General features: G+C 53.4%; 10 protein-coding genes, 2 rRNA genes and 1 other annotated feature (2 of these 13 cut by a window edge). All 12 genes read left to right on the top strand.

From position 1 onward, the window contains the following. Positions 1-2,515 (top strand): 23S ribosomal RNA (locus N685_RS0104625) (it extends 414 nt beyond the left edge of the window). Positions 2,516-2,719: 204 nt separating this feature from the next. Next, the gene (locus N685_RS0104615; protein ID WP_031406262.1) at positions 2,720-2,905 is read left to right on the top strand and encodes a hypothetical protein; all 186 of its coding nucleotides are present in this window, start codon (positions 2,720-2,722) and stop codon (positions 2,903-2,905) included. Between the two features lie 79 nt (positions 2,906-2,984). Beyond that, positions 2,985-3,101, top strand: a 5S ribosomal RNA gene (gene rrf, locus N685_RS0104610). Between the two features lie 264 nt (positions 3,102-3,365). Next, positions 3,366-3,827, top strand: coding sequence for a CtsR family transcriptional regulator (locus N685_RS0104605; RefSeq protein WP_031406260.1), 462 nt, complete (start codon positions 3,366-3,368; stop codon positions 3,825-3,827). Between the two features lie 16 nt (positions 3,828-3,843). Continuing rightward, positions 3,844-4,392: a UvrB/UvrC motif-containing protein gene (locus N685_RS0104600; RefSeq protein WP_031406258.1), complete on the top strand. Its 549-nt coding sequence runs from the start codon at positions 3,844-3,846 to the stop codon at positions 4,390-4,392. Between the two features lie 4 nt (positions 4,393-4,396). Beyond that, entirely contained in the window at positions 4,397-5,488 is a 1,092-nt protein-coding gene (locus N685_RS0104595) for a protein arginine kinase (RefSeq protein ID WP_031406256.1), read from the top strand. Continuing rightward, complete coding sequence (gene clpC, locus N685_RS0104590; protein ID WP_031406254.1) at positions 5,485-7,917, top strand: ATP-dependent protease ATP-binding subunit ClpC; 2,433 nt, start codon at positions 5,485-5,487, stop codon at positions 7,915-7,917. The genes N685_RS0104595 and clpC overlap by 4 nt, the downstream gene beginning before the upstream one ends. Before the next feature lie 81 nt (positions 7,918-7,998). Continuing rightward, the gene (gene radA / locus N685_RS0104585) at positions 7,999-9,372 is read left to right on the top strand and encodes a DNA repair protein RadA (RefSeq protein ID WP_031406251.1); all 1,374 of its coding nucleotides are present in this window, start codon (positions 7,999-8,001) and stop codon (positions 9,370-9,372) included. A gap of 298 nt (positions 9,373-9,670) precedes the next feature. Then, positions 9,671-10,765: a PIN/TRAM domain-containing protein gene (locus N685_RS0104580; protein ID WP_031406249.1), complete on the top strand. Its 1,095-nt coding sequence runs from the start codon at positions 9,671-9,673 to the stop codon at positions 10,763-10,765. A gap of 20 nt (positions 10,766-10,785) precedes the next feature. Next, positions 10,786-11,472: a 2-C-methyl-D-erythritol 4-phosphate cytidylyltransferase gene (gene ispD / locus N685_RS0104575; RefSeq protein ID WP_031406247.1), complete on the top strand. Its 687-nt coding sequence runs from the start codon at positions 10,786-10,788 to the stop codon at positions 11,470-11,472. Between the two features lie 14 nt (positions 11,473-11,486). After that, on the top strand, positions 11,487-11,963 hold the full coding sequence (gene ispF / locus N685_RS0104570; protein WP_031406245.1) for a 2-C-methyl-D-erythritol 2,4-cyclodiphosphate synthase: 477 nt from the start codon (positions 11,487-11,489) through the stop codon (positions 11,961-11,963). A gap of 191 nt (positions 11,964-12,154) precedes the next feature. After that, positions 12,155-13,627, top strand: a complete 1,473-nt coding sequence (gene gltX, locus N685_RS0104565; protein ID WP_031406243.1) for a glutamate--tRNA ligase — start codon at positions 12,155-12,157, stop codon at positions 13,625-13,627. A gap of 71 nt (positions 13,628-13,698) precedes the next feature. Further along, positions 13,699-13,785 (top strand) — a binding site (T-box leader) (it continues 149 nt past the right edge of the window).

The following is a 13,785-nucleotide window of genomic DNA, read 5'->3' as shown; positions in this document are numbered from 1 at the left end:
TCCTGAGTACGGCGGGACACGAGGAATCCCGTCGGAAGCAGGGAGGACCATCTCCCAAGGCTAAATACTCCCTAGTGACCGATAGTGCACCAGTACCGTGAGGGAAAGGTGAAAAGCACCCCGGGAGGGGAGTGAAAGAGAACCTGAAACCGTGTGCCTACAAGTAGTCAGAGCCCGTTGATGGGTGATGGCGTGCCTTTTGTAGAATGAACCGGCGAGTGACGATGGCGTGCGAGGTTAAGCCGAAGAGGCGGAGCCGCAGCGAAAGCGAGTCTGAACAGGGCGCGAAGTACGTCGTCGTCGACCCGAAACCAGGTGATCTACCCATGTCCAGGGTGAAGGCCGGGTAACACCGGCTGGAGGCCCGAACCCACGCACGTTGAAAAGTGCGGGGATGAGGTGTGGGTAGGGGTGAAATGCCAATCGAACTTGGAGATAGCTGGTTCTCCCCGAAATAGCTTTAGGGCTAGCCTCGGGTTTAAGAGTCTTGGAGGTAGAGCACTGATTGGGCTAGGGGCCCTCATCGGGTTACCGAACCCAGTCAAACTCCGAATGCCAAGGACTTATGCCCGGGAGTCAGACTGCGAGTGATAAGATCCGTGGTCGAGAGGGGAACAGCCCAGACCGCCAGCTAAGGCCCCGAAGTGCACGTTCAGTGGAAAAGGATGTGGAGTTGCCGAGACAACCAGGATGTTGGCTTAGAAGCAGCCACCATTTAAAGAGTGCGTAATAGCTCACTGGTCGAGTGACTCTGCGCCGAAAATGTACCGGGGCTAAACGTGCCGCCGAAGCTGCGGGATGACCGTTGGTCATCGGTAGGGGAGCGTTCTAAGGGCAGAGAAGCCAGACCGGAAGGACTGGTGGAGCGCTTAGAAGTGAGAATGCCGGTATGAGTAGCGAAAACAGAGGTGAGAATCCTCTGCGCCGAAAGCCTAAGGGTTCCTGAGGAAGGTTCGTCCGCTCAGGGTTAGTCGGGACCTAAGCCGAGGCCGAAAGGCGTAGGTGATGGGCAACAGGTCGAGATTCCTGTACCACCTCCTTCCCGTTTGAGCGATGGGGGGACGCAGGAGGATAGGGCGAGCAGGCGGCTGGAAGAGCCTGTCCAAGCAGTGAGGCTGGCCAGCAGGCAAATCCGCTGGCCGTAAGGCCAAGCTGTGATGGCGACGGAGTCATCCGGAAGTCCCTGATTCCACACTGCCAAGAAAAGCCTCTAGCGAGGGAAGAGGTGCCCGTACCGCAAACCGACACAGGTAGGCGAGGAGAGAATCCTAAGGCGCGCGGGAGAACTCTCGTTAAGGAACTCGGCAAAATGACCCCGTAACTTCGGGAGAAGGGGTGCTCTTTGGGGTGAGGAGCCCTGAAGAGCCGCAGTGAAAAGGCCCAAGCGACTGTTTATCAAAAACACAGGTCTCTGCGAAGCCGAAAGGCGACGTATAGGGGCTGACACCTGCCCGGTGCTGGAAGGTTAAGGGGAGTGCTTAGCGGAAGCGAAGGTGCGAACCGAAGCCCCAGTAAACGGCGGCCGTAACTATAACGGTCCTAAGGTAGCGAAATTCCTTGTCGGGTAAGTTCCGACCCGCACGAAAGGTGTAACGACTTGGGCGTTGTCTCAACGAGAGACCCGGTGAAATTATACTACCTGTGAAGATGCAGGTTACCCGCGACAGGACGGAAAGACCCCGTGGAGCTTTACTGCAGCCTGATATGGAATTTTGGTATCGCTTGTACAGGATAGGTGGGAGCCGGGGAAGCCGGAGCGCCAGCTTCGGTGGAGGCGACGGTGGGATACCACCCTGGCGGTATTGAAATTCTAACCCGCACCCCTGAGCGGGGTGGGAGACAGTGTCAGGTGGGCAGTTTGACTGGGGCGGTCGCCTCCCAAAAGGTAACGGAGGCGCCCAAAGGTTCCCTCAGAATGGTTGGAAATCATTCGGAGAGTGCAAAGGCACAAGGGAGCTTGACTGCGAGACGGACAGGTCGAGCAGGGACGAAAGTCGGGCTTAGTGATCCGGTGGTTCCGCATGGAAGGGCCATCGCTCAACGGATAAAAGCTACCCCGGGGATAACAGGCTGATCTCCCCCAAGAGTCCACATCGACGGGGAGGTTTGGCACCTCGATGTCGGCTCATCGCATCCTGGGGCTGAAGTCGGTCCCAAGGGTTGGGCTGTTCGCCCATTAAAGCGGTACGCGAGCTGGGTTCAGAACGTCGTGAGACAGTTCGGTCCCTATCCGTCGCGGGCGCAGGAAATTTGAGAGGAGCTGTCCTTAGTACGAGAGGACCGGGATGGACGCACCGCTGGTGTACCAGTTGTCCCGCCAGGGGCACCGCTGGGTAGCTATGTGCGGACGGGATAAGCGCTGAAAGCATCTAAGCGTGAAGCCCCCCTCAAGATGAGATTTCCCACCGCCAAAAGCGGGTAAGATCCCTCGAAGATGACGAGGTCGATAGGTCCGAGGTGGAAGCGTGGCGACACGTGGAGCTGACGGATACTAATCGATCGAGGGCTTAACCTAGAAAAGTGGAAGCGCCGCGTTTCGCTCTCGAAGCCAAATGTTCTTCACCCGCAGGGGCGCTCGCGCCCCGAGGGGGAAGGTTATTTGGCAGAAGAGAGCTAGGCGCTGGAACTGGACAATAGAAAAGCGCAGGCGAGCGGTTCGCCGCGACGGGCAAATGTTCTTCGCCCGCAGGGGTGCTTGCACCCCGAGGGAGAAGGTTATTTGACCCCGAGCGGAGGCGAGCCGGAGCTAGACAGTGCGAAAAGCGGAGGCCGCCCGCCTATCGGCGAAACGCGCTGGAGGGCCTGCGAGGAGGCTGTCGCCGCCGCAGCAGGACCGAAGCGTCGCGAGCCGATGGCGGCCGGAGCTAGACAGTACGAAGCGCGGCTTCTTCCGACGGTTATCTAGTTTTGAGGGAATGAACTATTTCGATTGACAAATCCAACAGGATGGATATAATAATAACTGTCCAAGATGATCATCGTTGCCTAGTGGCTATGGCGGAGGGGAAACACCCGTTCCCATCCCGAACACGGAAGTTAAGCCCTCCAGCGCCGATGGTAGTTGGGGCCAGCGCCCCTGCAAGAGTAGGTCGCTGCTAGGCAAAATGGAACGCACGTCTTTTCTTTCCTTTAGGGAAAAGGCGTGCTTTTTCATTTATTCGGCTGCTTGACGTTTGTTTGCCCAAAAAAGCGGATATTCTATAGTTAGTTTTCCTTCTTTGGTCACCCTTGAAATTTTCCGTAATACATTGTATAGTAAGATTAAGGTCAAATATAGTCAAAGTCAATAAAGGGGCAGTGGGGTGTCCTTGTCAGCGGACGGCCCATCGCCAGGCAGCTTGGTTGTAAGGAAGGTGGTAGGTAGAGTGCCGAACATTTCCGACATCATTGAGCAATATTTAAAGCAAGTGCTTAATATGAGCGACCAAGATATCGTCGAAATTAAGCGAAGCGAAATCGCCAATAAATTCCAATGTGTTCCGTCACAGATCAACTATGTCATCAATACGAGGTTTACCCTTGAAAGAGGGTACATCGTCGAAAGCAAGCGCGGTGGCGGCGGGTATATCCGTATTATGAAAGTAAAGACAAAGAGTGAAGCACAGCTTATTGACCAGTTGCTCGATCTTGTCGGCCACCGCATCAGCCAATCGAATGCCGAAAATGTGGTAAAACGTCTCGTTGAAGAAAAGGTAATTTCGGAGCGGGAAGCGAAAATTATGTTAAGCGCTATGGATCGTTCTGTTTTATATATTGATTTACCGAAACGGGATGAACTGCGAGCCCGCATGTTAAAAGCGATGTTGACATCGCTGAAATACAAATAGGGGGGAGGAAGAGGCATTGATTTGCCAAGAATGCAAGCAGCGGCCGGCCACGATGCATTTTACCAAAATCATCAATGGGGAGAAAACGGAATTTCACCTTTGTGAGCAATGTGCCAGAGAGCATGGCCATATGTTTACGTTCTACGGCAATGATGATTTTTCACTTAACAACTTGTTGGCAGGGCTTCTCAACTTTCAAGCGCCAATGAAAGAGATGACGGCGAACGCGTTTCCGAACCCAGATGTACTTCAATGCGAGACGTGCCAAATGACATATCATCAATTCACACAAATCGGGCGGTTCGGCTGCGTCGACTGCTACCGGACGTTTGCACGCTACTTGCCGCCGATTTTGAAACGGCTCCATAGCGGCAATACCGCTCATTCAGGAAAAATTCCAAAGCGAAAAGGCGGCGTTCTCCATTTGCGCAAGCAGCTTGCTATGTTGAAACAAAAACTTCAGGAGCTCGTCGCTCGTGAGGAGTTCGAGCGGGCAGCTGAGGTGCGCGACCAAATCCGTTCGTTGGAGGATGAACTTCGTCGACGCGGAGAGGGGGATATGTAGCGGTATGTCGTTCGAGAAGTTTTTCAATACGGCTGTCAGCGCGTGGATGAGCCAAGAGGGGCCGGATTCGGACATCGTCTTAAGCAGTCGCATCCGGTTGGCGCGCAACATTGTTGACTTTCGTTTTCCAACGTTGTTTAGCAGTGAAGAAGCGATGCAAATCATCACGTTGTTTGAACGGACGTTTGCCCATCGTTCTTACGGAGGGGCAGGCCGTTTCGAGTTGTTGAAAATGTCGGAGCTTCAGCCGATTGAAAAACGGGTATTGGTAGAAAAACACTTAATTAGCCCGCATTTGGCTGAGGATTCGCCGTTTGGCGCCTGCCTGCTCTCGGAGAACGAGGAAATCAGCATTATGATTAACGAAGAAGACCATATTCGCATCCAATGCCTGTTCCCAGGTCTGCAGCTTGCTGAGGCGCTCGAGGCGGCGAGCGAATTGGACGATTGGATTGAAGGGTATGTCAACTATGCCTTTGACGAGCGGCTTGGTTATTTAACGAGTTGCCCCACCAATGTCGGGACAGGATTGCGGGCTTCGGTGATGATGCATCTTCCGGCGCTTGTGCTGACGCAGCAAATTAACCGCATTATTCCTGCCATCAACCAGCTTGGGCTCGTTGTCCGCGGAACATACGGAGAAGGGAGCGAAGCGTTAGGAAATATATTCCAAATTTCCAACCAGATCACGCTTGGGAAATCGGAGGAAGACATTGTTGCTGATTTGCATACGATCGTCCAGCAACTGATCGCCCAAGAAAGAGCGGCTCGTCAGGCATTAGTGAAAACTTTGGGCATACAATTAGAAGACAAGGTGTTCCGTTCGTACGGCATACTGGCCAACTGCCGCGTCATCGAATCGAAAGAAGCGGCGCAATGTCTGTCCGATGTTCGCTTAGGGATTGATCTAGGATATATCAAGAACATCTCGCGCAACATTTTAAATGAGCTGATGATTTTGACGCAGCCAGGATTTTTGCAGCAATATGCCGGCGGAGCGCTTCGTCCTGAAGAACGGGACGTCCGCCGCGCGGCGCTGATCCGGGAGCGTTTAAAGATGGAGGAACGAAGAAAGATGGAGGGTGATGAACGATGATGTTTGGCAGATTTACGGAACGAGCGCAAAAAGTGCTGGCGCTGGCGCAGGAAGAAGCCATTCGCCTCGGTCATAACAATATCGGCACAGAACATATTTTGCTCGGCCTCATCCGCGAAGGCGAAGGGATCGCTGCTAAGGCGCTCATGGCACTTGGGCTCGGCCCTGATAAAATCCAAAAAGAAGTTGAATCGCTCATCGGCCGTGGCAGTGAAGTGTCGCATACGATCCACTATACGCCGCGGGCGAAAAAAGTGATTGAGCTGTCGATGGATGAAGCGCGGAAGCTCGGCCATTCATACGTTGGCACAGAACATATTTTGCTTGGGTTGATCCGCGAGGGCGAAGGGGTGGCCGCCCGCGTGCTGAACAACTTGGGAGTAAGCTTGAACAAAGCGCGCCAACAAGTGTTGCAGCTGCTTGGCAGCAATGAGTCGATGTCAGGTCATGGCGGCGGCGCCTCGCATGTGAGCACGCCGACGCTTGACAGCCTTGCCCGCGACTTGACAGCGATTGCCCGCGAAGGGCGGCTGGATCCGGTCATCGGTCGCAGCAAAGAAATTCAGCGCGTCATTGAAGTGTTAAGCCGGCGGACGAAAAACAATCCGGTGTTGATTGGCGAGCCAGGTGTTGGGAAAACGGCCATTGCTGAAGGGTTAGCCCAACAAATTGTCAATAACGAAGTGCCAGAAACGCTGCGCGACAAGCGGGTCATGACGCTCGATATGGGGACGGTTGTCGCCGGAACGAAATATCGGGGGGAATTTGAAGACCGACTGAAAAAAGTGATGGATGAAATTCGCCAAGCGGGCAACATTATCTTGTTCATCGACGAACTGCATACATTGATTGGCGCCGGTGGGGCGGAAGGAGCGATCGACGCGTCGAACATTTTGAAACCGGCGTTGGCGCGCGGGGAGCTTCAATGCATCGGCGCGACAACGCTCGATGAGTACCGGAAATATATTGAAAAAGATGCCGCGCTTGAACGCCGCTTTCAGCCGATTTACGTTGAGGAACCGACAGTGGAAGAATCGATCCAAATTTTAAAAGGGCTGCGTGATCGGTATGAAGCGCATCACCGCGTTTCGATTTCCGACGAGGCGATTGTGCAAGCCGTCAAATTGTCTGACCGCTACATCACCGACCGTTTCTTGCCGGATAAGGCGATCGATTTGATCGACGAGGCTTGCTCGAAAGTGCGCCTTCGTTCGTTCACGGCACCGCCGAAATTGAAAGAACTTGAACAAAAGCTTGAGGAAGTGCGGAAAGAAAAAGATGCGGCGGTGCAAAGCCAAGAGTTTGAAAAGGCGGCGTCGCTGCGCGATATGGAGCAGCGGTTGCGCGAAGAACTAGAGGAAACGAAACGGGCATGGAAAGAAAAACAAGGCCAAGAAAATTTGGAAGTGACGGTCGAAGACATCGCCGCGGTCGTCTCGAGTTGGACCGGCATTCCAGTGTCGAAGCTCGCCGAAACGGAAACGGAGCGGCTGCTCAAGCTGGAAGAAATTTTGCATTCGCGTGTCGTCGGCCAAGATGAGGCGGTCAAAGCCGTCGCCAAAGCGGTGCGCCGCGCCCGTGCGGGACTGAAAGACCCGAAACGCCCGATCGGTTCGTTCATTTTCCTTGGTCCGACTGGCGTTGGGAAAACGGAGTTGGCACGCGCCTTGGCAGAAGCAATGTTTGGCGACGAAGACGCCCTTATTCGAATCGATATGTCTGAGTATATGGAAAAACACTCGACATCGCGGCTCATCGGGTCCCCGCCGGGGTATGTCGGTTATGAAGAAGGCGGCCAGCTGACGGAAAAAGTGCGCCGCAAGCCGTATTCGGTTGTCCTGTTGGATGAGATGGAAAAAGCGCATCCGGACGTGTTCAATATTTTGTTGCAAGTGTTGGAAGATGGGCGGCTGACTGACTCGAAAGGGCGGACGGTCGACTTCCGCAACACGATCATTATCATGACATCCAACGTCGGCGCCGATGCGTTGAAACGAAACAAGTACGTTGGCTTCAACATCCAAGACGGGAACCAGCAATACAAAGATATGAAAAGCAAAGTGATGGATGAGCTGAAAAAAGCATTCCGTCCAGAGTTTTTAAACCGGATCGACGAAATCATCGTCTTCCATTCGCTCGAAAAAGACCATCTCAAACAAATCGTCCGGTTGATGGCTGATACGCTCGTGAAGCGGCTAAAGGAGCAAGACATTGATCTTGAACTGACGGAGGCCGCCATTGAAAAAATCGCCGCTGAAGGGTTCGACCCAGAATACGGTGCCCGCCCGTTGCGCCGCGCCCTGCAAAAGCATGTTGAAGATCGTTTATCCGAAGAATTGTTAAAAGGTACGATCGCCAAAGGGCAAAAAGTCGTCGTGGATGTCAAAGACGGGGAGTTTGTCGTATTGTCAAAACAGGCGGTCGTGTAACGTATAAGGGGAAAAGGTATGCGGCAGCTTCCTGCCCATGCCTTTTTTCGTTGGAAAATGTTACAGAAAGGGTTAGAATCGATGGCGAAGAAGAGAACGAAATTTGTTTGCCAAGAGTGCGGATACGAGTCGGCCAAATGGCTTGGACGATGTCCGGGATGCCAAACATGGAATTCGTTTGTTGAGGAAATTGAGCAGGAAAAACCGACTGTGCGCGGCGCATTTCTTCATTCGGAGCGGGGGGGTTCGGCCAAACCGGTCCCGATTACAACCGTGGAGGCGGCGCAAGAGCCGCGCATGAAAACGAACAGCGTGGAGCTCAATCGTGTGCTTGGCGGTGGAATCGTCAAAGGTTCGCTTGTTTTGATCGGCGGCGATCCTGGCATTGGCAAATCAACGTTGCTTTTGCAAACATCGGCGCAGCTCGCCGCCGCCGGGCATAAAGTGCTGTATGTCTCCGGCGAGGAGTCGGTCAAACAAGTAAAGCTGCGCGCTGAGCGCCTTCGCGCCGAGTGTGACCAACTGTATGTGTTGGCGGAAGCAGATTTGGAATATATTGTAACATCGGTTGAAACGATTCAGCCCGCCTGTGTGATCATCGATTCGATTCAGACAGTGTATCGCACCGACATCACCTCTGCGCCGGGCAGCGTCACCCAAGTGCGCGAATGCACGGCCGAGCTGATGAAGCTGGCGAAAACGAAAGGCATTGCCATTTTTATCGTCGGCCATGTGACGAAAGAAGGGGCGATCGCCGGGCCGCGTCTGCTCGAACATATGGTGGACACCGTTCTCTATTTTGAAGGGGAGCGGCATCATACGTATCGCATTTTGCGGGCGGTGAAAAACCGTTTTGGCTCAACGAACGAAATCGGCATTTTTGAGATGCGCGACATCGGGCTTAAGGAAGTGGAAAACCCATCAGAAGTGTTTTTAGAAGAACGGTCGCGCGGGGCGGCTGGCTCGACGGTCGTGGCGGCGATGGAAGGGACGCGTCCGGTGCTCGTCGAAATCCAGGCGCTCGTCTCGCCGACGAGCTTCGGCAACCCAAGGCGAATGGCGACCGGCCTTGATCATAACCGGGTATCGCTTTTGATGGCTGTGCTTGAAAAGCGAGTTGGTCTGCTGTTGCAAAACCAGGATGCTTACTTGAAAGTGGCGGGCGGCGTGAAGCTTGATGAACCGGCGATTGATTTGGCGGTCGCCGTGAGCATCGCCTCAAGCTTTCGCGACCGGCCGACGAATCCAACGGACGTCATTATCGGCGAAGTCGGCCTGACCGGAGAAGTGCGCCGCGTCTCCCGCATCGAACAGCGGGTGCAGGAGGCGGTAAAATTAGGCTTTTCCCGCATCATTGTGCCGAAAAATAATTTAGCCGGCTGGCAGCCGCCAAAAGGCGTTCATGTGATCGGCGTTTCGCATGTGGCCGAGGCGCTTGAGCATACAATGTGTTAATCGCTCTTTCGCCTGCGCGGCCCGCTTCTTCGCGCCCAAGGGGATAGAGTGATCAAAAATTCATCGTCTCTTCATTCCTTACATGCTCAAGCAGAGGCATAAAACAGCCTAAAAGGATTGAACCTTTTCGCTCTAATGTACGTAAAAAATAGTAGGGGATCCGAAACAACTCCGGCGTTTTCCGCCTATTGTTACAAGCAGATGTCGAATGTTCAAAAACGATGAAAAATTGCCTTCCAATTGGTTTCAAACATGGGAAACTGTTTATAATGTTAAATAGGGAGGTGAAGATGGGCTGATGGTCAAACGTATTGTGCAATTATTTTTCCTCGCCGTAGGCGGAACGTTAGGCGCCATGTTTTTGCCTGACTTGCTCAAGCTGATGAAAGTAAGCGGCATGCCGCTTCTTGATCATTCGTATACGCTGGCGGTATTGGGAGCGGTTGTTTTCTTTTTGCTGACGTTTTGGCTTGTTGATTATGTCGTCGACATGATTCGCTGGGTGGAGGAAACGCTGGTGAAGGCGCCGGCCGCCGACGTGCTATTTGGCAGTCTCGGGCTGATTTTCGGTCTTATTATCGCGTTTTTCGTTGTCATGCCGTTGCAATCGTTTCACATTCAAGTGTTGAATACGGTGTTGCCCATTTTTTTGACGGTGTTGCTTGGGTACTTAGGGTTTCGCGTCGGCTTAAAGAAACGGAATGAGTTGATGAACTTATTTTCCTTGTCCAACCGCATGGCGAAGAAAAAAGGTGGAGAAGCCGAAAACGAATCGTCAAAGGGCGGTGCCGTGAAAATTTTGGATACGAGTGTCATCATCGACGGGCGGATTGCAGACATTTGCCAAACTGGTTTTTTGGAAGGGCCTCTTGTCATCCCGCGGTTTGTGCTCGAAGAATTGCAGCATATCGCCGATTCGTCCGACGTGCTCAAGCGGAACCGCGGCCGCCGCGGCTTGGATATTTTGAACCGCATCCAAAAAGAAATGGCGATGAAAGTGGAAATCTATGAAGCGGATTTCAGCGACGTCCAGGAGGTCGACAGCAAACTCGTCAAGCTGGCAAAGCAGCTTCAAGGCGTTGTCGTGACGAACGATTTCAATTTAAACAAAGTATGTGAGCTGCAAAACGTGCGTGTTTTGAATATCAACGATTTGGCGAACGCCGTCAAACCGGTGGTGCTGCCGGGTGAAGAGCTGAATGTGCACGTCATTAAAGATGGGAAGGAGCATAACCAAGGCGTGGCCTATTTGGATGACGGGACGATGATCGTCGTTGAAGATGGCAAAGAATATATCGGCAAACGGGTTGACGTTTTAGTCACCAGCGTGTTACAAACATCTGCGGGGAGAATGATTTTCGCCAAGCTGAAACTGTTGCAAAAAGCGTTGTAGAAGAACAGGGGAAACGTCCGATGAAGTATGAAGCGATCGTATTGGCGGCCGGACAAGGAAAGCGGATGAACGCCGGCATGAACAAGCAGTTTCTTGAACTTGGCGGCGAACCGCTCATCGTTCGGACATTGAAAGTGTTTGACGGCGACGAGCGGTGCGCCGGCATTGTGCTCGTCGTCAACCCGGCCGAACGGCACCGGTTTGAGCAGCTGCTTGAACGCCATCGCATCCGCAAAGTCATGGCGTTTGCCAACGGCGGACGGGAGCGGCAGCATAGCGTCTATAACGGATTGCAGGCGCTCCAGGGGGAGGAGATTGTTCTCATCCATGACGGCGCCCGCCCGTTTGTCCGCGTTCATCATTTGCACGAGTTAGTGAACGCCGCCGTTCAGTACGGAGCGGCCATCCCGGCCGTGCGGGTGAAAGATACGATTAAAAAAGCGAACGGTTTGTTTGTCGAGCAGACGATTGATCGTTCCAGCTTGTGGGCGGTGCAAACGCCACAAGCTTTTCGTCTGTCTTTGATCATGGAAGCGCACGAAGCGGCGAAACAGGCCGGATATCTTGGTACGGACGATGCCAGCCTTGTGGAACGAATCGGCAAGCCGGTAAAGATCATTGAAGGGGATTATCGTAATATTAAGCTGACGACGCCCGAGGACCTTTTGGTTGCTGAGGCGATTTTAGCAAGCCGTACGGCTGAATAGATGGGGGTGGAGAAATGTTTCGCATTGGACAAGGGTTTGACGTCCATCAGCTTGTCGAAGGGCGTCCGCTGATCATTGGCGGCGTCACCATTCCGTATGAAAAAGGGTTGCTCGGCCACTCCGATGCCGACGTGCTGCTTCATGCGGTGGCGGACGCATGCCTTGGGGCGATCGGCGCCGGGGACATCGGCCGACATTTTCCGGACACGGACCCGCGCTTTAAAGATGCCGACTCGGCTGAGCTGTTGGCGCACGTATGGGCGCTTGTTCGGCAGGAAGGGTACGCGCTAGTGAACGCCGACTGCACGATCATCGCGCAAAAGCCGAAGATGGCGCCGTATATTGAAGAAATGAAGAGGGTGATCGCCCGGCTGCTCGAGGCCGATCACTCGCAAGTCAATGTGAAAGCGACGACGACGGAGAAGCTCGGATTCACTGGGCGGGGGGAAGGCATTGCCGCCCAAGCAGTCGTCTTGCTGCAAAAAAGCTGATGGAGCGGCCTTTGGCCACATCATTTAGGAGGTCTCGTTTCTCCATACATAAGCGCTTTGTTCACCGTCCTAGGGGAAAGGGGTGTCGGCAAATCGGCGCCGCCCTAGGCGAGAGCCGTCTGTTTTGAACTTTGCCGCGATAAACGGTACAATAGTGGTACAAGTTTCGATGAAATTGGAGGTTTTGGACGATGGCAAAAGACGTGCGCGTGCGCTATGCGCCGAGCCCGACCGGCCATTTGCATATCGGCGGAGCGCGGACAGCGTTGTTTAACTATTTATTTGCCCGCCATCACGGCGGAAAAATGATCGTCCGCATCGAGGATACGGATATTGAACGGAACGTCGAAGGCGGCGAACAGTCGCAGCTTGAAAATTTAAAATGGCTTGGCATTGATTATGACGAATCGATTGACAAAGACGGCGGCTACGGGCCGTACCGGCAAACGGAACGGCTTGATATTTATCGAAAATATGTGAATGAATTGCTTGAACAAGGTCATGCGTACAAATGTTTTTGCACGCCGGAAGAGCTCGAGCGCGAGCGGGAGGCGCAGCGGGCGGCCGGCATCGCCGCTCCGCAGTACAGCGGCAAATGCCGCCATTTGACGCCGGAGCAAGCAGCAGAGCTTGAGGCGCAAGGGAAGCCGTATACGATCCGCCTGAAAGTGCCGGAAGGGAAAACGTACGAATTTTATGATTTAGTGCGCGGCAAAGTGGTGTTTGAGTCGAAGGACGTCGGCGGCGATTGGGTGATTGTCAAGGCGAATGGCATTCCGACATACAATTTCGCTGTTGTTATCGACGACCATTTAATGGAAATCAGCCATGTGTTTCGCGGTGAGGAGCATTTGTCCAATACGCCGAAGCAGCTCATGGTATACGAATATTTCGGCTGGGAGCCGCCGCAGTTCGCGCACTTGACGTTGATCGTCAACGAGCAGCGGAAAAAGCTGTCGAAGCGCGATGAATCGATCATTCAGTTCGTCTCACAATACAAAGAGCTTGGCTATTTGCCAGAAGCGATGTTCAACTTTTTCGCGTTGCTTGGCTGGTCGCCGGAAGGGGAGGAAGAAATTTTTACGAAAGACGAACTGATCCGCATGTTTGATGTCTCCCGGCTGTCCAAATCGCCGTCCATGTTTGATACGAAAAAGCTGACATGGATGAACAACCAATATATCAAAAAGCTCGACCTTGACCGGCTTGTGGAGCTGGCCTTGCCGCATTTAGTGAAAGCCGGACGCCTGCCGGCCGATATGACGGATGAACAGCGGCAATGGGCGCGCGATTTAATTGCCTTGTATCAAGAGCAAATGAGCTACGGGGCGGAGATCGTCCCGCTGTCTGAGCTGTTCTTTAAAGAAGAAATCGACTACGAGGACGAGGCGCGTCAAGTGCTGGCTGAAGAGCAAGTGCCGGCTGTGCTTTCCACCTTCCTTGAAATCGTGCGTGAGCTTGAGCCGTTTACGGCAGACGAGATCAAAGCGGCCATTAAAGCCGTGCAAAAGGCGACCGGGCAAAAAGGGAAAAAGTTGTTTATGCCGATCCGCGCGGCGGTGACTGGGCAAACGCACGGGCCGGAGCTGCCGTTTGCCATTCAGCTGCTCGGCAAGAAAAAGGTGATTGAGCGGCTGGAGCGGGCGTTGCAAGAAAAATTTTAATCGGCCTCTGCACGTTTATACGGTGGATGTGGTATAATAATACAAAGTTTTCGTTGCCACAAGCGTATAAGGGAAAAGCGTTGACGAGGAGAAGTAGGAAGCATCGGCATCCCAGAGAGAGCCGTCTTGGCTGGAAGCGGCTTATGTTCGGTGTTGTC

This window comes from Geobacillus vulcani PSS1 (assembly GCF_000733845.1).
GTDB lineage: Bacteria > Bacillota > Bacilli > Bacillales > Anoxybacillaceae > Geobacillus > Geobacillus vulcani.
This window is presented reverse-complemented; position numbering and strand designations above follow the sequence as displayed.

Bases quoted from the DNA above. Each gene is read 5' to 3' on its own strand.
- clpC (WP_031406254.1), top strand. From the start codon at position 5,485: ATGATGTTTGGCAGATTTACGGAACGAGCGCAAAAAGTGCTGGCGCTG.
- N685_RS0104580 (WP_031406249.1), top strand. From the start codon at position 9,671: ATGGTCAAACGTATTGTGCAATTATTTTTCCTCGCCGTAGGCGGAACG.
- ispD (WP_031406247.1), top strand. From the start codon at position 10,786: ATGAAGTATGAAGCGATCGTATTGGCGGCCGGACAAGGAAAGCGGATG.
- N685_RS0104595 (WP_031406256.1), top strand. From the start codon at position 4,397: ATGTCGTTCGAGAAGTTTTTCAATACGGCTGTCAGCGCGTGGATGAGC.
- ispF (WP_031406245.1), top strand. From the start codon at position 11,487: ATGTTTCGCATTGGACAAGGGTTTGACGTCCATCAGCTTGTCGAAGGG.
- gltX (WP_031406243.1), top strand. From the start codon at position 12,155: ATGGCAAAAGACGTGCGCGTGCGCTATGCGCCGAGCCCGACCGGCCAT.
- radA (WP_031406251.1), top strand. From the start codon at position 7,999: ATGGCGAAGAAGAGAACGAAATTTGTTTGCCAAGAGTGCGGATACGAG.